The organism is Methylocystis sp. (genome assembly GCF_051061285.1).
Classification (GTDB): Bacteria; Pseudomonadota; Alphaproteobacteria; order Rhizobiales; family Beijerinckiaceae; genus Methylocystis.
Genome location: NZ_JBPFEA010000011.1, coordinates 33,382 through 53,219, shown reverse-complemented (window position 1 = coordinate 53,219; position 19,838 = coordinate 33,382). Strand labels below are relative to the sequence as shown.

Genomic DNA, 19,838 nt, shown 5'->3' with positions numbered 1-19,838 from the left:
TCCCGGACAGCGCCATAAGCGCTAGGGCCGAATTTAGACCTTCGTCGCGTCGAAGGCGGGGACGGCGCGCGCAAATTCCTTAAGCCACGAGACGAGACCGGGATGTTCCTGTCGCCATGCGCCGGCGAAACGCAAATCAAGATAGCCCAGCGCGCAGGCGACCGCGATATGGCCGATGTCGACCGAACCGGCCGGCGGGGCGGCCTCGAGCGCGCCGAGCGCCCGATCGATTTTGCCTTGCTGAAGCGCGATCGCTTCAGCATATCGCATGGCTTCCGGGCGATTGAAGGTCTCATAGCGGATCAACAGAGCGGCGTCGTTGACGCCGTCGCCGAGCGCCTGCAGCCGCAAGGCCGCGAAGCGAGCCGTCGCCTCGGTCGGAATGATCCGCCCGCCGCCGGCCAGATGATCCAGATATTCGGCGATGACCCGACTGTCATACAGCGACGAGCCGTCCTCCAAAACCAAAGTCGGGATTTTGCCGAGCGGGTTCTGACGACGCAGACTGTCGGCCGGATCGGCCGCATCGGCGGTCGCGATTTCGATCCTTTCCGACAAGCCGAGCAGGTCGGCGGCGATTCGGATCTTCCTGGCGTAGGGCGAAGCGGGATGAGAGCGCAGAACGAGCATGGCCGCTCCTATCATCCGTGTAGGAAACCCACAACGGCGTTATGGGGGACCGTCAACTTTTGCGGCCTCCGCCGGATGGACTTGCTAAGTGCGCATCAGCTCATTCGCCTGCGAGCCAGGCAATCTCGTAGCCCGCGCCTTCGCCCTGCGCCATCCGTGCAGCGAGAAAGGCAAGCAGTGTTCGCGCTTCTTCTTCGAACACGAAGGGCGGGTTGACGACCGCCATCCCGCAGCGGCGCAACCCCTCACCGTCCCCGCCAATGCTCAACGAAAGCTGCAGAATGCGCCGTATGCCGCTTTCTCTCAGCCAATTGTGCAATTTCCGAATGTCGCCATCGCTCTTCGAGGGATGCCACAAGGCGTAAATGCCGGAACTCCATTTCGCATAGGACTTATGCAAAGCATCGAATGCGGCTTCGAACTCGTCCTCGCGCTCGAAAGGCGGATCGATCAGCGCGAGCCCGCGCCGCTCCTTTGGCGGAACATAAGCGCCAAGCCCCAAATAGCCGTCGATATGGATCGCCTTGATGCGCTCGTCGCGCGAGAACCGGCGACGCAGCGCCGCAAAGGCGTCGGGCCGCAACTCGCAGAAAATCGCGCGGTCCTGCGGGCGCATCAATTTCTGCGCGATCGCCGGCGAACCTGGATAGAGCGCGGGCCGTCCCTCGTGATCGCGCGGCCCGAGACAATCGATGTAGGGCGCAAGCAGCGCGCGAACTTCCGCGCTCGCGCCGGAGAGATCAGCGAGACGTCCAACGCCGCCGCGCCACTCGCGCGTGCGCTCCGCCGCCTCCGCTGAAAGATCATAGGCGCCCTCTCCCGCGTGCGTATCAATGACGCGAAACGGCGTCTCCTTGCGCCTCAGATAGACCAAGAGGCGCGCAAGCAGCGCATGTTTAAAGACGTCGGCGAAATTGCCGGCGTGAAACCCGTGGCGATAGTTCATATGCGCTACAGCGGCGCGGGCGCGCTGATTTCTCGAACGTGGCAACCGCGCTGCGCAACGGCGGGACAGGCGCGAAACTCGCGCAGGTCCTTGGACAGGCAGATGCGCACGCCGTCCATAACGCCCCGCCGGCACGACACCGCCATCATGCCGGGCCGCAGCCGTGGATTGGCTTCGTAGAAGGCGCGCTCGACGTCGATCGGCGTAAAGGTCTGGTCGCGCGCGGGTTTGACGAAAAGCGGCGGGATGGCCACGGCCGCATGGGCGCGCGCCACATCGGCGAAATAATCGCTCGGGCTTTTGCCGCTGCAGACTCCATGCTTGCGCCACTCGTAGCGCGCCAGCCGCTCGTCGGGAAACAAGCCTGCCGCTTTTTCGAGCGCGACGCGCGATGGAGAGCGCGCGCCCGGACATTCGCTCGGGACGCCGCTTTCATATTGCGGCCAGAGCCCGTGAACGACGAAGCCGAGTCCCTTTCCCGGCTCGCATTGGTCGCGCGCGCCCTCGACGCTTTCGCAGAAGCCGGGCGACCAGCTGAGCGCCAACACGTAAAAGTCGAAGTCGCGCGCCGCGCCGGCCGGCGAAGCCGCGCGAGTCGCGCAATCCTCCGCCGTGCAGTCGCCTTCCTTCGCGATAGCGCCGAAAAATCCGCCCGACGCCACCGCGCCGACCAGTAACGCCCATGCGGCGCAACGAATGAAAACTCTTCTCATTTCAAACGACTCTGCAAATAGGACGCGCTAAGGTCCTGCGGCTCGACAATTAGGACTGAAGGCATGATTACGGTCCAGCCCGACGACGCACCATGTCACGCCAGGTCCTGCGCCGATGAAGCCCAAGGATTCTCCGATATTATAGACGACCTCGCGTCTCACGCCGTCGTTAAAAAGCGCCAATGCGCGACAATAGCGACGGGGAATATAGCTCAGGCCATTGTTGCGGGCGCCGATGTCCTCGACGCCGTCAAAGGCCACAATGACCAGAGGCGAATTCCAGAACCAGGCTTCTCTTGCGGCAAAACCCTTGACGACTTCGTTGAGAATCGTCGGGTCGATGCAGTAGGGCGTCAGTCCTGAGTAAGGCAGAATTCGAAATTCCGCCGGCGGATTTTCCTCGCGTGCGGGCTGGGCGGCCGCCGCGGCCGCGGCAAGCGCGAAAAGCGCGGTCGCGGCGGCTCGCGTCCAAACTCCGCCAGACTCCCGGTTACGGCGCCGCATCTCGCTTCTCCTAAATCCCGCCCAGTTGCCGACGATTGACGCCAAAACAGCTCCATGCGTCAAGGCTATGCGCCACACAATTAAGCGAAGAATCGCAACCAGGATGCCAAGGCGTCCAGGACGCGCTATAATGGCCTCCATGTCTAGGAACGTACGGACCCTGCGCCGCGTTATGGCGCTCTTCCTTGGCGCATTGTTGACGAGCGCGACGCCCGGCGCGTCCTTCGCGCAGGACCCCTTTACGGAATTCTTTGGCGGCATCTTTGGCGGCCATCCGCAGCGTGGTTGGGGGCCTCGCGGCGAGCCGAGGGTGCGACGGATCATGCCGCACCGCGAGAATCGCGCGCCGACATACTGGCACGGCCAGACGGATAATCCGCGCCGCGCGGCGAAGCGTACGGACGGCGCCGCCTCGGACCAGTCTCAGAACACGACCGTTACCCAGCCGTCGTTCGTTGTCGCGACGATCGGCGACACTCTGGGACTGCTTCTCGCAAACGGCCTGAAAAACGGGTTTTCGGATCGCCCAGAAGTCGCCATCCTTCGAAAAGGCCGGGAAAGCAGCGGTCTCGTACGCGAAGACTTCTACGATTGGCCCAAGGCGGCGAAAGAGATCGCCGCCGACCCGCAAAAGATCAATGTCGCCGTCGTCATGCTCGGCAGCAATGACCGTCAAGCGATTCAGCAGGGCCAAGAGTCCATCGAGCCGCTGTCGCCGCGCTGGCGCGAAATCTACGCAGCGCGGGTCGACGCGGTGATCGCGGCTTTCAAGGAAAAGAATATTCCGGTCATTTGGGTCGGTCTGCCGGTCATGAAGAACGAGCGCCTGTCCGCCGACATGGCGCAGCTCAATGAAATCTTTAAGGCGCGCGCGGCTCACGCCAATATTCCCTATGTCGATCTCTGGGAGGCGATGACCGACGAACATGGGCAGTACAGCGCTTTCGGGCCGGACATCAACGGCCAGATCGTCAAGCTGCGCTCTGCGGACGGCGTGCACTTCACCGAGGCCGGCGCGCGCAGCGTCGCCCATTTCGTCGAAGGCGAGATCAAGAAATATTACGACGCCTCTCGCCAGCAGGCCCCGGTCGCTGACGCGCCAGGGACGCCGCAACCTGAGGCGGCGGGCGTGACTCCGCCACAGCAGCCAGTGGCGGCGGCGCCAGCGGACGGTCGGCCGATCGTATTCCGCTCGCCCGTGGGCGGGCCGTCGGCGGCGCCGAGCTTGCCCGAACGACCTGCCGTTGGCCCGACGCAGCAACTGACGGGCGCCGGAGCGGCGACAGAGCTCGCCAGGCGAACCCCGGCCAGCAAAGCGGCGGCGGACGCAGGCACGCCCGCGCAGGCGCTCGCGCGACATGTTTTCATCGACGGCGGGGACCAGAATCCACGCAGCAACCGCGCCGACGACTACAGCTGGCGCCCCGCGGCAAACGCACCTTCTCAGCCGCGCTAACGATTTGTGCGTTGGCGCACGGAACGCTTTTCGATGGTTCTGCATTCTCTCTGCACGACAGAGAAATTGTGGAGCCGCCGTCATGTCCCGCCGTCAATTCAACGCCAGCCGCTTTCTGAAAGTCGCCGCAGTCGCCGCGTTCGCGGGACTTTCGTCGTCCGCCGTCAACGCTCAGGAAAGCTCCTTCATGGCGCTGTTCGATCCGTCGGCGGGCGCGCAGGAAATGACCGCGTCCTACGATGACGCCCGTGAGCAGCAAGCCTATTATGGCGACCAGGATCAGCAGGCTAATTACGCCGCGCAGGACCCGCAGGCCTACTACGGGGATCAAGAAGACGCGCGGCTCGCGCGCGAATATCCGACCACGACGCGCGAGATTGTGCAGGATCCGACCAATGAGCGTCCTGGCACCATCACCGTCGACACGAACAATCGCTATCTCTATCTGTCGCTGCCGAACGGACAGGCCGTGCGCTACGGCGTCGGCGTCGGCCGCCAGGGCTTCACCTGGAAAGGCCGGACGCATATCGGCCGCAAGGAAGCCTGGCCGGATTGGACGCCACCGGCGGCGATGCTGAAGCGCCGTCCCGATCTGCCGCGCCATATGGTTGGCGGCGAGGACAACCCGCTGGGCGCGCGCGCGATGTATCTTTTCTCGGGCAATCGCGACACGATGTTCCGCATCCACGGCTCGAACGAGCCCTGGACGATCGGACAGGCGGTCTCATCGGGCTGCATCCGCATGCTGAACAACGACGTGACCGATCTGTTCAGCCGCGTGAAGGTGGGCGCCACGGTCGTCGTGCTGTAAGCCGGCTCTCTGTCAAACGAAAGGCCCCGATCGCCGGGGCCTTTTTTATTTTGCGCCTATTCGAGCGAGCAACTGAACACGAGATTGGTGAGCGCCGAAAAGATCACTTGAGCGGCGACCCAAAAGCCGATCAGCGACCAGGCGAGCTTGTATTTCTCGCGCCCATAAAAGAAGGCCCCTACGAGCGGCACGATGAGAAAGTAAAATTGCCAGGGCGTGCTGACGAAGGTGTCACAATACCAGAGATTTAGCTTTTCACTGACCATTTACTCTCACCTTGGCAGATTGGTTTCGCCCATCAGGAATTCGTCCACCGAGTGGGCGCATTGGCGTCCCTCGCGAATGGCCCAGACGACGAGCGATTGTCCGCGCCGCATGTCTCCGCAGGCGAAGATCCTCTCGCGAGACGCCCGATAGGCGCGCGTGTCCGCCGCGACATTGCCGCGCGAATCGAGATCGACCCCGAGCGTTTCGAGCAAGCCTTCCCGCACCGGCGACACAAAGCCCATCGCAAGCAGCACCAGATCGGCCTTAAGCTTGAAGTCGCTTCCGGGCTCCTCCTGCATCTTTCCGTCGACGCGCACGCAGCGCAGCGCCTTCACGGCGCCGTCCGCGCCCTCGAATTCCCGCGTCAGCACCGAAAATTCGCGCGACGAACCCTCGTCGTGGGAGGAGGAGGTGCGCAGCTTCAGCGGCCAGTCGGGCCACGTCAGCAGCTTGTTCTCCTTCTCGGGGGGAAGCGGCATGATTTCGAGCTGGGTGACCGAAAGCGCCCCCTGGCGCACCGAGGTGCCGATGCAGTCCGAGCCGGTGTCGCCGCCGCCGATGACCACGACATGTTTGCCGGTGGCCAGGATCGGCTCGTTGGTTGAGAGCGGCTCGCCCGAGACCCGGCGATTTTGCTGCGGCAGAAAATCCATGGCGAAGTGAACCCCGCGCAATTCGCGGCCGGGGATCGACAAATCGCGCGGCTGTTCGGCGCCGCCGGCGAGGACAATGGCGTCATGGCCGGCGACCAGCGCGTCGGAGGACAGATCGACGCCGACATGAACGCCGCAGTGAAACACCGCTCCTTCCGCCTCCATCTGCTGAACCCGACGGTCGATGAGGCGCTTCTCCATCTTGAAGTCGGGAATGCCGTAGCGCAGGAGGCCGCCGGCCTTGGCTTGCTTTTCGTAGACATGCACGTCATGGCCGGCGCGCGCGAGCTGCTGCGCCGCCGCAAGTCCCGCCGGCCCGGAGCCGACCACGGCGATCTTCTTGCCTGTTTTGCGCTTGGGCGGCTCGGGAACGACCCAGCCCTGCTCGAATCCGCGGTCGATGATCGCGCATTCGATGGTCTTGATGGTGACCGGCTGGTCCTGGAGATTCAGCGTGCAGGACGACTCGCAGGGCGCCGGACAGACGCGGCCGGTGAACTCCGGGAAGTTGTTGGTGGAATGGAGATTGACGAGCGCGCGCCGCCACTCGCCGTGGTAGACGAGGTTATTCCAGTCGGGAATCTGATTGTTGACCGGGCAGCCATTGTGGCAAAACGGAATGCCGCAATCCATGCAGCGCGAGGCTTGGCTGCGCGTGGTCTCGTCCGACAACGGAATGACGAATTCGCGATAATGGCGAATGCGGTCGGCCGCCGGCTTATATTTGCGGTCATGCCGGTCGATCTCGAGAAACCCGGTCACCTTACCCATCTTGTCGCGCACCTCTCGCGCCGCGCGTCGCGGCGGCAACGGCAATTCTCATCGGCGCGGCAGTCTCGCGTGGAAAAGCCTATTCGCTTTCCCGAGCGCCCCGAGCTGTCGCAATCTTGGATGTTTTCTAAACGCTTTCGAGGGGTCGCCGTCAAGCCGCGAAGCTTCCGCGTCATGAGCTGACGGTCGCCAGCATCCACTATTGAGTGCTGGGGCGCATGCCGCGCGCCGCCGGCGCGATGCGGCGAGACCGATCCTCCTTAACGAGGGTGTGCAGCAATTTCACCTGCCGCTGAGCCTTGGCCTCATAAAGCGCTTCATCGGCCACTGCGAGTAGCGCCTCCGCGTCTGCGCCATGTTCCGTCACCAGAGCGACGCCGACGCTTACGCCGATCGTCGCGTAAACACCGTCGCCGAGGTCATAAGGCGCCGATATGGAATTCGTCAGCCGGTGACTGAGCTCCGCCGCCTGCTCGCTCGTCAAACTCTTGGCGAGCACCACGAATTCGTCGCCGCCAATCCGCGCCGCCACGTCGGTCGCGCGCAAGGACTGGCGGAGGCGCTCCGCGACCGATTTGAGCAGCATGTCTCCGGCGGCATGTCCGTACGTATCGTTGACCGCCTTGAAGTTGTCGAGATCAAGAAAAAGAACAGCCAAATCGCCGCCCTGGATCGGCGCGCTTTTCGAGTTCGCGTCAACCGCGGCGGCGAGCCCGACACGGTTCGACAGGCCGGTGAGCGCATCATGCTTGGCGCGATGGTCGTTCACGCGTTCGGCCTGCATCGTCGCGACAAGCAATTTGTTTAGATTGTAGGCGGCGGCGATCATGGCGGCGAGATAGAGAGGCACCTGCAGAAACACGAGATAAAGCAACGGTTCGCCCGAGAGGGCCGCGCCCGCCAAAAACGGGCCGAGAGTCGTCAGGATCATTGCGCCGGCGAGGCGAGGCGCGCCGAAATTTCGAAATCCGATGCCGCCGACCATGGCGGACCCAGAAAGGCAGGCGAGCGTCGCGGCAACCCAGTCGCCGCTCGCGAGGCTAATGAAAGCGCCGTAGCCGACGCCGCTGCTCCAGAGCAGCTGAAGCAGCACGTAAAGATCCGTGGGCGTGGGGCGATGCGCGAGCGCGGCGCGACGCGAGACGGCCAAAACAATCAGACGCACGACTCCGAGCACGAATTCAAAGGCGAACCAAGCGATGAACGGCAGCGTCTGTTCGCGCGCGGCAATCGCTCCCGACACGACAATCGTATTGATGACGCCGCCAAAGAAGACTGGCAGGGTTCCGAACAACCCGCCAATCAACGCCACCTGGATGTCGCGAGTCGCGCCATGCCCAGGGTTCACGAGCCAGCGCATCGCAGGCCAGCGCGGCAAGCTGTAAACTCTCGAGTCGTCTCGCATCAGGCTTCCCGGCCGCCGTCAAGGAAAAACCGCAGAGTTTAAAGCAGGTTAGTCCGACTCCCTCTCTTTAACAATCACTGCTGACAAAGGCAAAGGCTACGCGCAAGCATTCCGCTCATCCGTCGCCCAGGTCACTCGCCCGCAGCTTTCAGCTGTTGCGGCTGATTTTTGCGCGCGTTGATTTCATTGAGCGCGCGCCGATACTCGACCGGCATCACCTTACGAAACTTGCCCACGTAATTTGGCCAATCCGCGAGAATGTCGCGCGCCCGCGTCGAGCCGGTGTAGCGCAGGTGATTGGCGATTAGCTGACGCAGCCGCTCGGCGTCGAAGCGCGTCATGTCGCTCATCACGTCGACGCGGCCATGGCCTTCCAGATCGCCGGACTGGTGATAGGTCTCGGTCATGACGGCCTCCTCATCGCGCACCGGCTCGAGGTCGACCATCGCGAGATTGCAACGCGTCGAGAACGCGTCGTCCTCGTCGAGGACATAGGCGATGCCGCCCGACATGCCGGCCGCGAAGTTGCGGCCGGTCTGCCCAAGAACCACCACGACGCCGCCCGTCATATATTCGCAGCCGTGATCGCCAACGCCCTCGACGACGGCGAGCGCGCCCGAATTTCTCACGCCGAAGCGTTCGCCGGCGACGCCGCGGAAATAGCATTCGCCGGCAATGGCGCCATAGAGAACGGTGTTGCCGACAATGATCGAATTTGAGGGGTCGATCTGCCCGGCGTCGCGCGACGGATAGATGATCAGCTTGCCGCCCGAGAGGCCCTTGCCCACATAGTCGTTGGCTTCGCCTTCCAGACGCAGCGTCACGCCGCGCGCGACAAACGCCCCAAAGCTCTGGCCCGCGGTGCCCGTCGCGCGAATGTCGATCGTGTCCTCGGGCAGTCCCGCATGGCCGTAGATGCGCGCGACTTCGCCGGAGAGCATGGCGCCCGTGGCGCGATCGACGTTGCGGATCGGCGTTTCGAGGGAAACCTTCGCGCCGCGATCGAGCGCCGCGCGCGCTCCGGCGATGAGCTTGTTGTCGAGGACCTTATCCAGGCCGTGATCCTGCGTCTTGCTGTGACGGATCGCTCCGCCTTCTCCCTGCGGCTTGAAGAACAGCTTGGAGAAATCGAGGCCGCGCGCCTTCCAATGCGCAATCGCCTTCTCCTTGTCGAGCATTTGCATCTGCCCGATCATTTCGTCGAAGCTGCGATAACCCATAGAGGCCATGAGTTCGCGCGCTTCTTCGGCGACGAAGAAGAAGAAGTTGATGACATGTTCCGGCAAGCCGACGAAGCGCTTGCGCAGAACGGGATCCTGAGTCGCGACGCCGACCGGGCACGTGTTGAGATGGCATTTGCGCATCATGATGCAGCCCGCCGCGATGAGCGGCGCCGTCGCGAAGCCGAACTCGTCGGCCCCGAGCAGCGCCCCGATCACCACGTCGCGGCCGGTCCGCAACCCGCCGTCGACCTGCACGGCGATGCGCGAACGCAGATTGTTCAGCACGAGCGTCTGATGCGTTTCGGCGAGCCCGATCTCCCACGGCGAGCCCGCGTGCTTGATCGACGTCAGCGGCGAAGCGCCGGTGCCGCCCTCGAAGCCGGAGATCGTCACATGATCGGCGCGGCCCTTGGAGACGCCGGCGGCGACCGTGCCGACGCCAACTTCCGAAACGAGCTTCACCGACACGGCGGCGCGCGGATTGGCGTTCTTTAAGTCGAAGATCAGCTGCGCCAAATCCTCGATCGAATAGATGTCATGATGCGGCGGCGGCGAGATCAGGCCGACGCCGGGCGTCGAGTGGCGCACCTTGGCGATGACCGCGTCGACCTTGTCGCCGGGCAGCTGGCCGCCTTCGCCGGGCTTTGCGCCCTGCGCCATCTTGATCTGAATCATGTCGGCGTTGACGAGATATTCCGTCGTCACGCCGAAGCGGCCAGACGCCACCTGCTTGATGGCGCTGCGCATCGAATCGCCGTTCGGCAGCGGCTTGAATCGATCCGCCTCTTCGCCGCCCTCGCCGGTGTTCGATCTGCCGCCGATGCGATTCATGGCGATGGCGAGCGTCGTATGCGCCTCGCGCGAGATGGAGCCAAACGACATGGCGCCCGTCGAGAAGCGCTTGACGATCTCGTTTGCCGGCTCGACCTCGTCGAGCGGAATCGGCTTGCGACCGTCCTCCTCGGCGCCTTTGACGCGGAACAGCCCGCGCAGATTGAGAAGCTTCTCGTCCTGCTCATTCAGCAGCTTGGCGAAAGCGCGATATTTGTCTTGCGCATTGCCGCGCACCGCATGCTGCAGCAGCGACACGGTTTGCGGCGTCCAGCTGTGCGCTTCGCCTCTGATGCGGTAGGCGTAATCGCCGCCGACGTCGAGCGCCTCCTTATAGACGGGCGCGTCGCTGAAGGCGAGGCGATGGCGACGCACCGTCTCGCGCGCGATCTCTTCGAGCCCGACGCCTTCGATGCGCGTCGTCGTGCCGGTGAAGAATTCGTCGATAAAGCTCTGCGCAAGACCGACGGCGTCGAAGATCTGCGCGCCGCAATAGGACTGGTACGTGGAGATGCCCATCTTGGACATCACCTTGAGCAGCCCCTTGTCGACCGCCTTGATGAAGCGCTTGACGGCCGTTGGACCGTCGACGTCGGAGGGAAACTCCGCCGCCGAAGCGATGAGCGTCTCAAACGCAAGATAGGGGTTGATCGCCTCGGCGCCGTAGCCCGCGAGGCAACAGAAATGATGCACCTCCCGCGCCTCGCCGCTCTCGACGACGAGGCCGACGGACGTGCGCAGTCCTCTGCGGATCAGATGATGATGCACCGCCGCGGTCGCGAGCAAAGCGGGAATTGGAATGCGATCCGGCCCGACCATGCGGTCCGAGAGGATGATGATGTTGTAGCGGCCGCTGACCGCCTCCTCGGCGCGTTGACAGAGCCGCTTGATGGCGGCGTGCATGCCCTCGGCGCCCTTTGCGGCGTCGTAAGTGACGTCGATCGTCTTGGTGTCGAAACTATCCTCGACCGTGCCGATCCAGCGGATCTTTTCGAGATCCTCGCTCGTCAAGATCGGCTGGCGCACTTCGAGGCGCTTCTTGTTCGCCGAGCCTTCGTGGTCGAGAATGTTGGGCCGCGGACCGATGAAGGACACAAGGCTCATGACCAGCTCTTCGCGGATCGGATCGATCGGCGGATTGGTCACCTGCGCGAAGTTCTGCTTGAAATAGGTATAGAGCAGCTTCTCCTTGTCGGAGAGCGCCGACACGGGCGTGTCCGTGCCCATCGAGCCAATCGCCTCCTGGCCTGTGACGGCCATTGGGAAAAGCAAAAGATCGAGGTCTTCCTGCGTGTAGCCGAAGGCCTGCTGACGGTCGAGCATCGACACGTCCCACCGCGCGGGACGCGTATCGACGGGCTTCAGATCCTCGAGCTGAATTTGCGTGCGCGCCAGCCACTCCTTGTAGGGGTGAGAGTTCGACAGCTCCTTCTTGATCTCGTCGTCGGAAATGATGCGCCCCTGCTCCAGATCGACAAGCAGCATCTTGCCCGGCTGGAGACGCCACTTGGTAATGATCTTCTCTTCGGAAATCGGCAACACGCCCATTTCTGAAGCCATGACGACGAGACCGTCGTCGGTGACGAGATAGCGCGCCGGCCGCAGCCCGTTTCGGTCGAGCGTCGCGCCGATCTGGAGCCCGTCGGTGAAGGCCATGGCGGCGGGACCGTCCCACGGCTCCATGAGCGCCGCGTGATGCTCGTAGAAAGCCTTGCGGTCGGCGTCCATCAGCGGATTGCCGGCCCAGGCTTCCGGAATCAGCATCATCACCGCATGCGCGAGCGAATAGCCGCCGCGCACAAGGAATTCGAGCGCGTTGTCGAAGCAGGCGGTGTCGGACTGGCCCTCATAGGAGATCGGCCATAGCTTGCTGATCTCGTCGCCAAACAGCGGCGAGGAGACGGACGCCTGGCGCGCCGCCATCCAGTTCAGATTGCCGCGCAGCGTGTTGATTTCGCCGTTATGCGCGACGAAGCGATAGGGATGCGCAAGCCGCCAGGAGGGGAAGGTGTTCGTCGCGAAACGCTGATGCACGAGCGCCAGCGCCGAGATAAAACGCTCGTCCTTGAGATCGAGGAAATATTCGCCGAGCTGCGAGACGAGCACCATGCCCTTGTAGACGATGGTGCGCGAGGAGACCGAGACGGCGTAAAACTCCCGTCCGCCGTTGCCGAGCCGGTAAATTTCGTTCGAGGCCGCCTTGCGCGCAAGATAGATGCGCCGCTCAAAGATGTCTGCGTCAGCGACGTTCGGCCCCCGCCCGATGAAGATCTGAACGTGATGCGGCTCGACGGCCTTCACCGCCTCGCCAAGATCGCTCGAATCGACGGGAAGATCGCGCCAACCAAGAACGACGAGCCCCTCTTCTTCGATCGATTTTTCGATGATGCCGCGCGCACGCGCGCACGTTTCGGGATCGCGCGGCAAGAAAAACTGCCCGATGGCGTAATCGCCGGGGCCGGGAAGCTCGATGCCGAGCTTCGAGCACTCCGCTTTGAAGAACTCATGGGGGATCTGAAGCAGGATGCCGCAACCGTCGCCGAGCTTGGGATCAGCGCCGACGGCGCCCCGGTGATCGAGATTGAGCAATATCTGCAAGCCCATCTCGACGATGGCGTGCGACTTCTCGTTGCGCATGTTGGCGACGAAGCCCACCCCGCAGGAATCATGCTCCTTGGCGGGATCATAAAGCCCTTGCGCCTGCGGAAGAGCGGGGTCGCGGCCGAGCGGCTGCGGTCCGGCTTCAGCGAAGTGCTCGGCGGGTTTCGTCATTTCGGCGTCTCCTCGACAGGACCGCGCGCCTTTTCCTGCGCCCCTCCCGCCCGCTCATCGAACCATAAAACTGTCATGGGCGTGACCGAAATCGTCGCAGCCCGACTCTCGCATTCCCGTAACGCAGGTTTCGCAACGATTGCGAATCCCTCGCGTCCTCGTCTCGCGTTCGGGCGCAAGGCAAGGGACGCGCCACTTTGCGAGCCCTCTCATTTACGTTGGCCGGGGCGCGTGTCGAGCAGCGACCATGAAAATGAAACAGAGCTTCCAAAAGCGAGCGCCGCTTTAAGGTCAGCAACGCTGACATATCTGCGGGCTAAATTACTGCCAGATTTGCGCTGAAGTGACAAGCAACCGCTTGGGCTTTGGGCGCTTGGCGGTCCAATGCTCGCCGCAATGTTGTCAGAGCATCCGCGCGGCCGAGAGGGCTTATAGGGAAGAAACAATGCGCTCATTCAATAGGAAAGCGGTTTTGCCGTTCGTGTTGGCGCTGGCGGCAAGCGCCGCCGTTCCGCAGCACGCCTTCGCGCAGTTTTTCTTTCGGCCGTTCGCCAACATCTTCCGCGCTCGAATTCCCGACGAGGGCCCGCCGGCCTTCGCCTCCCGTCCCGCCGTCGCTTCGATCCTCGGGCGCACCGGCTTTCAATTGGTCGGACCGCTCGGTCGCCGAGGCGATCAGATCGTCGCCACCGGCGTCAGTCGCCGCGAGGGCGAGATGCGCTTTATCATCGACCCCTACGAGGGCCGTATTTTGCGCGCGGTGAGACTTGGACCTCCGCCGATGTATGATCGGGGACCACGCTATGGCGGCGCTTACGGTCCTTCTGGCGGCGATGCTTATGTGGCGCCGCCGGGCGGCGCCGGGGGTTCCGGATCCGCCGGTCCCGGGGCGGTTGGCCCCGGCCCGGCCGCTCGCGGCTTTGACAATGGCCCCTACCCGAATGGGGAACGCGGACGCCAGCAGCCCGGCGGCGCAGCTTTGGCGGATAAGGCGCCAAACAGCGCCAGCCAACAGCGCGCTCGGGCGGCGCAAAAAAGGGCGGCGCCGAAGAGTTCGCGCGCAATCGCCCCGACGACGAAGCCCGTAGCGACCCCCGAGGCGCCGATTGCGATCGCGCCCGCCGCCTCCCCTGCTCCGGCGCCGACCGCGGCTAGTTCGACCGTGCCCAAGACTGCGCCTGCCGCCAGTCAGTCGCAGGAGCCCAAGCCGAACGCTCAGAGCGCCAGGACGGCGCCCGCGTCGGGCGCCGAGACGCCGCCAGCGTCGAGCCCGGAACAGAAGGGCGCCGATTTAACGGCGACGCCTCCGGCGGCGACAGCCGATAAGACCGCTGGCGACAAGCCGGCGACCTCTTCGGCCACGTCTTCGGCCACGTCTTCGGCTCCGTCAGAGCCGAAGTCCGACGAAGCCAGCGCCGCGGCGCCAGCGGAAGCCGCACAGGGGCCGCAACCAACCACGGAAAGCTCAGCTAAGCCGGCGCGGGCCTCTGCAGAAAAGGCGCCGGACTCTGGCGCGGCTCCGCCGTCGGCGCAGGCCGCCAAGGAAACGCCCGCCGATAAGCCGGCGGATTCGGCGTCTGGGGAGCCGAAAGCCGAGCCCGCCAGCGCGCCGTCGCCGGCGCAAGCGACGCAGCAGTCGCCGCAAAGCCCTGAAAGCGCCCCCACATCGCTGGCGCCGGTCTCGGCTGATCATGCGCCAAGCGCCGCGCCTCCAGCGGAGCAGATCGCCGAAAAGCCCGCCGCTCCGTCGCACAGCGTCTCCACGCCTGCGAAGCGCGCAGCGGCCGCCCGCGCCGCCGGAGGCTCCTCGCGCCGGGCGATCGTCCCGCCGTCAGGCGCGAGCGGCACGACTGTCTTGACCCCGACGGCGTTGACGCCGCCAGCTTCCGCCCCGATGGGTTCAGCGACGGCGAAGACGCCCGAGGACGCCGCGAAGCCGAAGACCGGCGGATAATAAGAGAGGCGCCCGAAAGGGCGCCTCTGGCATTTTCCTCAAATTTTCCGCCGTTACGCAGCCTTGGACTCGACGATCGTCGCGGCCGGGGTCGTCACGCCGATGTCGATGCGGCGTGGCTTCTGCGCCTCCGGAATCTCGCGCACAAGGTCGACGTGCAGCAAGCCATTGACGAGGCTGGCGCCGGTTACAACGACGTGGTCGGCAAGCTGGAACCGACGTTCGAACGCCCGTGCGGCGATGCCCTGATGCAGGACCTCGCGGCCGTCGGAAGGCTGCGCCGGCTCTTTCGAGCCTTTGACCGACAGCGTGTTTTCCTTGGTCTCGACGGACAGCTCCTCACGCCCGAAGCCCGCGACCGCGAGGGTCACGCGATAGGCGTTCTCGCCCGTGCGCTCGATATTGTAAGGCGGGTAGCTTTGGGACGTCTCGAAGCCGCTGGCCTGATCGAGCAGGTTAAATAGACGGTCGAAGCCGACCGTCTGGCGGTACAGCGGAGAGAGATCGAACTGACGCATGACATATCCTCCAGTTGAGCGACATGCGGCGCGCTAGCGTTATCGCGCCGCGCCTCTTAGCGCGTCCGTTACGGCCCGCGCTGGCAACGATTTAGGAAGCGCTGCGGCGTCGTTCAAGAGGCGCCCGGCGGGATCCGGCGACACAGAATTTCAGGCCGTCAGCGAATGGCGCTCGGGCGCGCGAAAGGGCGGCTCGAGAGCCAGCACGAGCCTGACCAGATCCGCCTGACGGCTCGCGCCGGTCTTCTGGAAGATGCTTTTCAGATAGCCCTTGACGGTTCCTTCGCTCAGACCAAGCGCGCGCGCGGTCGCCGGGACGCCGCCCACTTCGGCGATGGCGAGCAGCACCGAACTCTCGCGGGCGGTGAGGCCGAACACGCCCGCGGCGACGGCTCCACCCTCGCTGGAGTTGAGCGCGAGCCTGCGCAGAAACAGCGCCGTCAGTCCGTTCGACAGCGGCAGCACATGCATCACGCAGCAGCGCGACTCCCCGCGTTTTACCATGATCGCGAAGGCTTCCGCATCAGCGCCGCTGATCTGGGCGAGCGCATGCTCCAAAGCCTCCTTTGCGCGCGGATCGCGCAGAGTCAGCGTTTCGCCGCAGATCGCCAGCGCATCGCCTTCGCCGAGCATCTCGTCGGCGCTGCGATTCCGATGGACAACGCGCATCCTGCTGTCGACGACAAGCACGGGCGACGTCAGCTCCTCGAACAATTCGACGAGAGCCGATGTGTCAGGCGCCGGCTTGTGCCGCGCGATGGCCTTCGCGAGATGCGGCAGAAGCGCGTCTAGGCGCCTCTTCGCCTCGATGTCGGCGAGACCTGCGGAATCATCGCGAAAGGCGACGAATAGGCAACCGCCCGTCTCGGAGCGACGAATGACGCCGCCGATCACATCGGCGAGGCCGAAGGGCGCCATCCAGCGTTGGTAGGCGCCGCTTTGATGAAGCTCGTCCCGCGAGACGAAGTCTTCCGACGAGAACGCCCGACCGACGCCAATTTCGGCCAGGACTCGCGCCTTGACCGGATCGAGTTTGCGATGATTGCGCAGATATTCGACGATCCACGCTTTCTCGGCGCGTGTCGAATGCTTGAGCTCCAACAGCGCCGAACAACGGTCTTCGAACAGCAGCGCCGCAAAACGCGCATCTAGGAAACGCGCAATCTCGTCGAGCGCATCTGGCCAGTGCTGTGCTTCGGCGCCCGCAGCTTTGATCGCCACGATGACGCTCGCCTCCGCATCTTTTGTCGAGGTCATGTCTTCACCCGGCGCGACCTCTCGCCACACCTTCGCAAAGCCGGTCGTCGCGTTGGCGCTTGCCGCGCAGCGAAACGTCACACTGCCCTGGAGCCCTAGAAGAATCTGCAGAAACACCAGGGCGCCAATCAATCGCACCTTAGCGTCTGTGTTGCGCAACTGCAACAATGACAAGAATTTACGTAAATGCCGAGCGTCACCCTCCCGATCGGGGGGAACCGGAGAAAAACGTAGCGGCTAAGTTGCACAAAATGAATCGGCGCGGCGGCATGTCACCTTCGGCTTCAACGACGACAGCAAAGACGGGCGCAAGGCGGAAAGGCCTGCGCGCCTTTCTTGCTGCGACGCTTTTCGTCGTTTCGGCATTGATGCAGGCGACGATCGCGCCGCATGCGGCCCTGTCGGCGACGCAAGAGTTCTGCGTCACAAGTCACCCCGCCGCGGACGAGACGGCGCCGAGCCGCGCGCCGACGCACGGCTGGCACGCACACTGCGGCGCCTGCCCGATCGGAACTCCGCCGATCATTTCCGAAAGGCCGCCGATCGCGCGGCTCGAACAGCCGCCGATCCCGCTTGTCTTTTTCGACGCCTGGCCTTTTGAACCGCGCGAACGTCGCCGTCCCGGCGAACCGCGATCGCGCGCGCCTCCTACGCTCTCCTGACGAAACAAAACTCGCACTGTTTCAACCGCCGGCCGCCCGGCGGACCAGGAGATCTCATTCAATGCAACGTACCGCTCTACTGCGCGGCGCCAGCGCGTGCGCGCTGGTTCTCGCGTCGCTCGCAACCGCCGAAGCCCAAGTCGCTCTTCCGCAAATCGTCGTAGGCGCGCAGCAACGCGCGGCGCCAGCCACGCCGGAAAAGCCAAGCGACGTCAAGATTGTCGATCAAAAGGAAATCGACAATGAAAAACCTGCGATCGCCGACACGACGAAGCTCCTGGAAAACACTCCCGGCGTCAGCATGTACGAAGCTGGCGGCGTTTCGCGCCTTCCAGCAATTCACGGCATGGCCGACGACCGATTGAAGATCATCGTGGGCGGCGTTCAGCCGACTTCGGCTTGCGCCAATCATATGAATCCGCCGCTCTCCTATATCGATCCGAACAATGTGCAGAAAATCGAAGTCTATTCTGGCGTGATGCCGGTCAGCAAAGGCGGCGATTCGATCGGCGGCTCGATCATCGTGACGCCGAAACAACCCGTTTTTGCGCCGCCGCCAGGCGCGCCGCTCCCGCCGCCCATCGTGGCGCCGGTCGAACCTTTCCTGCTCGGCTCGCCCTATCCGCCGTTCCTGCCGTTCACCGGTCAAGGCCTGCGCTTCGGCAATCAGAACGAGTTGCTGGCGACCGGCGTCGTGTCAGCCTTCTTTCGCTCCAATTACAACGGCATCAGCGTCGCCGGCACGACCAATGTTGCGACTGACCATTGGAGCGTGCTCTACAACGGCGCCTGGTCGCGCGCGACGGATTATCATCAGGGCGGAAACGGCGCGAAAGTGCTGTCGACCAATTTTATCTCGGAACAGCACTCGCTCACCGGCGCCTACCAATATAACGGGCATCTCTTCTCGATCAGGGGCGCCGTCGAGCACATCCCCTATCAAGGCTATCCCAATCAGCGGATGGATATGACCGGCAACCGCGGCTACACCGCCGAAGGCAAATATCTGGGCGCTTATGACTGGGGCCTCGTGGACGCGCGCGCCTTCTGGCATCACGTGACCCATACGATGGGCTTCCTCAACGACAAGCAACCCGCCAACATGCCGATGAACACCATCGCGCATGATTTCGGCTATTCGGTAAAGACTGAAATTCCCTTCACGCAGCTCTCCGGCCATGACCTGTTGCGGCTGGGCAGCGAGTATCACGGCTTTCGGCTCAACGACTGGTGGGAGCCAGTCTACAGCTCGACCATGATGATGATGGGCCCGTACACCTACTGGAACATCAACAATGGCCAGCGCAATCGCGTCGGCCATTACGCCGAGTGGGAGGCGGCCTGGACGCCGCAATGGTCGACGCTCCTCGGCTTTCGCAACGACGTCGTGTGGATGACGACGGGCAACTCCTCTCCCTATGATCAGCGCAATCCCATTCCGATGGGCATGATGGGCGGCATGGGCGGCATGGGCGGCATGATGATGTACATGCAGAACCCCGATGCGACCGCCTCCCGAATCTTCAATGCGCGCAATCACGCCCGCACCGACGTGAACTTCGACATGGTCGCCAGGGCGCGTTACCAGCCCGACGCGGTCAGCACCTATGAAATCGGCTATTCGCGCAAGACCCGCTCACCAAATCTTTATGAGCGGTACGCGTGGGGCGTAGGGTCGATGGCGACCGCCATGGTCAACTGGTTCGGCGACCTCAACGGCTACACAGGCAATCTCGACCTCAAGCCGGAGGTCGCGCATACGTTTGGGATTGTCGGCTCTTGGATCGATCCCGAAGGCAATTGGGAGGCGCGAGTCAATCCGTACTATAGCTATATCGAAAACTTCATCGACGCCGATCGCGTCAGCAATCTCACCGGACCGTCAGGACTCGTATTTCCCATCCTTCAGTTCCGCAACCACAAGGCGGAAATCTACGGCTTCGACGTTTCCGGCCGTCTAAAGCTATGGGAAACCCCAGAATACGGACTGTTCTCGACCACGGGCAGCATCAGCTACGTCTACGGCAAGGACCTCGACATGCCAAACTACACGGCTTGCGGCCTGTCCGGCGCTACCTGTTATCTACTGGCGCGAAACTTCTCCAAGGGCGACGGCCTCTATCACATCATGCCGTTGACCGCCCGGGGCGCGCTTGAGCACCGTTTGGGCGGATGGACGAGCGCAGTCGAGTTGCAACTGGTCGATAGCAAGACGCATGTTTCCGTCGCCCGCAACGAATTGAAGACAGGCGGATATGCGCTGGTCAATCTGCGGACGGCCTACGACTGGGGAACCATGCGCTTCGATTTCGCAGTCGAGAACCTGTTCGATCAGCTCTACTATCCGCCGCTCGGCGGAAGTTATTTCACCCTAACGAAAGTCACCGGCAATCCGCTCAACTACGGACCAGTGCCGGGAATCGGCCGCAACTTTGTCGCCGGCCTCACGGTTCGGTTTTGACCGA

15 protein-coding genes are annotated in these 19,838 nt (G+C 63.5%); 5 read left to right on the top strand and 10 right to left on the bottom strand.

The genetic code is table 11. The annotated features are described in order from the left end of the window. Positions 1–33: 33 nt before the first annotated feature. The 4 genes from ACR65T_RS03720 to ACR65T_RS03705 form a co-directional block, all read right to left on the bottom strand. Entirely contained in the window at positions 34–630 is a 597-nt protein-coding gene (locus ACR65T_RS03720; protein ID WP_434495229.1) for a glutathione S-transferase family protein, read from the bottom strand. A gap of 100 nt (positions 631–730) precedes the next feature. Then, positions 731–1,576, bottom strand: coding sequence for a 23S rRNA (adenine(2030)-N(6))-methyltransferase RlmJ (locus tag ACR65T_RS03715; RefSeq protein ID WP_434495228.1), 846 nt, complete (start codon positions 1,574–1,576; stop codon positions 731–733). A gap of 5 nt (positions 1,577–1,581) precedes the next feature. Beyond that, positions 1,582–2,289: a ribonuclease T2 family protein gene (locus ACR65T_RS03710; RefSeq protein WP_434495227.1), complete on the bottom strand. Its 708-nt coding sequence runs from the start codon at positions 2,287–2,289 to the stop codon at positions 1,582–1,584. A 27-nt stretch (positions 2,290–2,316) separates the two neighbouring features. Continuing rightward, the gene (locus tag ACR65T_RS03705) at positions 2,317–2,793 is read right to left on the bottom strand and encodes a hypothetical protein (protein WP_434495226.1); all 477 of its coding nucleotides are present in this window, start codon (positions 2,791–2,793) and stop codon (positions 2,317–2,319) included. A gap of 139 nt (positions 2,794–2,932) precedes the next feature. On the opposite strand from ACR65T_RS03705, the gene ACR65T_RS03700 reads away from it, so the two are divergent. Beyond that, complete coding sequence (locus ACR65T_RS03700; protein ID WP_434495225.1) at positions 2,933–4,249, top strand: SGNH/GDSL hydrolase family protein; 1,317 nt, start codon at positions 2,933–2,935, stop codon at positions 4,247–4,249. A gap of 82 nt (positions 4,250–4,331) precedes the next feature. Beyond that, positions 4,332–5,060, top strand: a complete 729-nt coding sequence (locus tag ACR65T_RS03695; RefSeq protein ID WP_434495224.1) for a L,D-transpeptidase — start codon at positions 4,332–4,334, stop codon at positions 5,058–5,060. Positions 5,061–5,116: 56 nt separating this feature from the next. On the opposite strand, the gene ACR65T_RS03690 is transcribed toward ACR65T_RS03695, so the two are convergent. The 4 genes from ACR65T_RS03690 to gltB all read right to left on the bottom strand — a co-directional run bounded on the left by ACR65T_RS03690 (position 5,117) and on the right by gltB (position 12,982). After that, positions 5,117–5,326: a hypothetical protein gene (locus ACR65T_RS03690; RefSeq protein ID WP_434495223.1), complete on the bottom strand. Its 210-nt coding sequence runs from the start codon at positions 5,324–5,326 to the stop codon at positions 5,117–5,119. Between the two features lie 6 nt (positions 5,327–5,332). Further along, positions 5,333–6,751, bottom strand: a complete 1,419-nt coding sequence (locus ACR65T_RS03685; protein WP_434495248.1) for a glutamate synthase subunit beta — start codon at positions 6,749–6,751, stop codon at positions 5,333–5,335. Between the two features lie 199 nt (positions 6,752–6,950). After that, positions 6,951–8,099, bottom strand: a complete 1,149-nt coding sequence (locus tag ACR65T_RS03680; RefSeq protein ID WP_434495222.1) for a diguanylate cyclase — start codon at positions 8,097–8,099, stop codon at positions 6,951–6,953. Between the two features lie 188 nt (positions 8,100–8,287). Beyond that, positions 8,288–12,982 (bottom strand): glutamate synthase large subunit, encoded by a 4,695-nt coding sequence (gene gltB / locus ACR65T_RS03675; protein WP_434495221.1) that lies wholly within the window; start codon positions 12,980–12,982, stop codon positions 8,288–8,290. A gap of 445 nt (positions 12,983–13,427) precedes the next feature. Here gltB and ACR65T_RS03670 point away from each other — a divergent pair, with 445 nt between their 5' ends. Continuing rightward, a complete protein-coding gene (locus ACR65T_RS03670) occupies positions 13,428–14,936 on the top strand; it encodes a hypothetical protein (protein ID WP_434495220.1) in 1,509 nt (502 codons plus the stop codon). Between the two features lie 53 nt (positions 14,937–14,989). Here ACR65T_RS03670 and ACR65T_RS03665 read toward each other — a convergent pair whose 3' ends face one another. Together ACR65T_RS03665 and ACR65T_RS03660 are read right to left on the bottom strand one after the other, a co-directional pair. Beyond that, positions 14,990–15,454: an Hsp20 family protein gene (locus ACR65T_RS03665; RefSeq protein WP_434495219.1), complete on the bottom strand. Its 465-nt coding sequence runs from the start codon at positions 15,452–15,454 to the stop codon at positions 14,990–14,992. Between the two features lie 150 nt (positions 15,455–15,604). Continuing rightward, a complete protein-coding gene (locus ACR65T_RS03660) occupies positions 15,605–16,849 on the bottom strand; it encodes a helix-turn-helix transcriptional regulator (RefSeq protein WP_434495218.1) in 1,245 nt (414 codons plus the stop codon). Between the two features lie 131 nt (positions 16,850–16,980). Here ACR65T_RS03660 and ACR65T_RS03655 point away from each other — a divergent pair, with 131 nt between their 5' ends. Beyond that, positions 16,981–17,373 (top strand): DUF2946 family protein, encoded by a 393-nt coding sequence (locus ACR65T_RS03655; protein WP_434495217.1) that lies wholly within the window; start codon positions 16,981–16,983, stop codon positions 17,371–17,373. Between the two features lie 61 nt (positions 17,374–17,434). After that, on the top strand, positions 17,435–19,834 hold the full coding sequence (locus tag ACR65T_RS03650) for a TonB-dependent receptor (protein ID WP_434495216.1): 2,400 nt from the start codon (positions 17,435–17,437) through the stop codon (positions 19,832–19,834). Positions 19,835–19,838 lie beyond the last annotated feature (4 nt).

Coding starts and splice junctions, on each gene's coding strand:
- ACR65T_RS03685 (WP_434495248.1), bottom strand. CDS start 6,751: ATGGGTAAGGTGACCGGGTTTCTCGAGATCGACCGGCATGACCGCAAA.
- ACR65T_RS03665 (WP_434495219.1), bottom strand. CDS start 15,454: ATGCGTCAGTTCGATCTCTCTCCGCTGTACCGCCAGACGGTCGGCTTC.
- ACR65T_RS03700 (WP_434495225.1), top strand. CDS start 2,933: ATGTCTAGGAACGTACGGACCCTGCGCCGCGTTATGGCGCTCTTCCTT.
- ACR65T_RS03690 (WP_434495223.1), bottom strand. CDS start 5,326: ATGGTCAGTGAAAAGCTAAATCTCTGGTATTGTGACACCTTCGTCAGC.
- gltB (WP_434495221.1), bottom strand. CDS start 12,982: ATGACGAAACCCGCCGAGCACTTCGCTGAAGCCGGACCGCAGCCGCTC.
- ACR65T_RS03720 (WP_434495229.1), bottom strand. CDS start 630: ATGCTCGTTCTGCGCTCTCATCCCGCTTCGCCCTACGCCAGGAAGATC.
- ACR65T_RS03715 (WP_434495228.1), bottom strand. CDS start 1,576: ATGAACTATCGCCACGGGTTTCACGCCGGCAATTTCGCCGACGTCTTT.
- ACR65T_RS03705 (WP_434495226.1), bottom strand. CDS start 2,793: ATGCGGCGCCGTAACCGGGAGTCTGGCGGAGTTTGGACGCGAGCCGCC.
- ACR65T_RS03710 (WP_434495227.1), bottom strand. CDS start 2,289: ATGAGAAGAGTTTTCATTCGTTGCGCCGCATGGGCGTTACTGGTCGGC.
- ACR65T_RS03670 (WP_434495220.1), top strand. CDS start 13,428: ATGCGCTCATTCAATAGGAAAGCGGTTTTGCCGTTCGTGTTGGCGCTG.
- ACR65T_RS03650 (WP_434495216.1), top strand. CDS start 17,435: ATGCAACGTACCGCTCTACTGCGCGGCGCCAGCGCGTGCGCGCTGGTT.
- ACR65T_RS03655 (WP_434495217.1), top strand. CDS start 16,981: ATGTCACCTTCGGCTTCAACGACGACAGCAAAGACGGGCGCAAGGCGG.
- ACR65T_RS03695 (WP_434495224.1), top strand. CDS start 4,332: ATGTCCCGCCGTCAATTCAACGCCAGCCGCTTTCTGAAAGTCGCCGCA.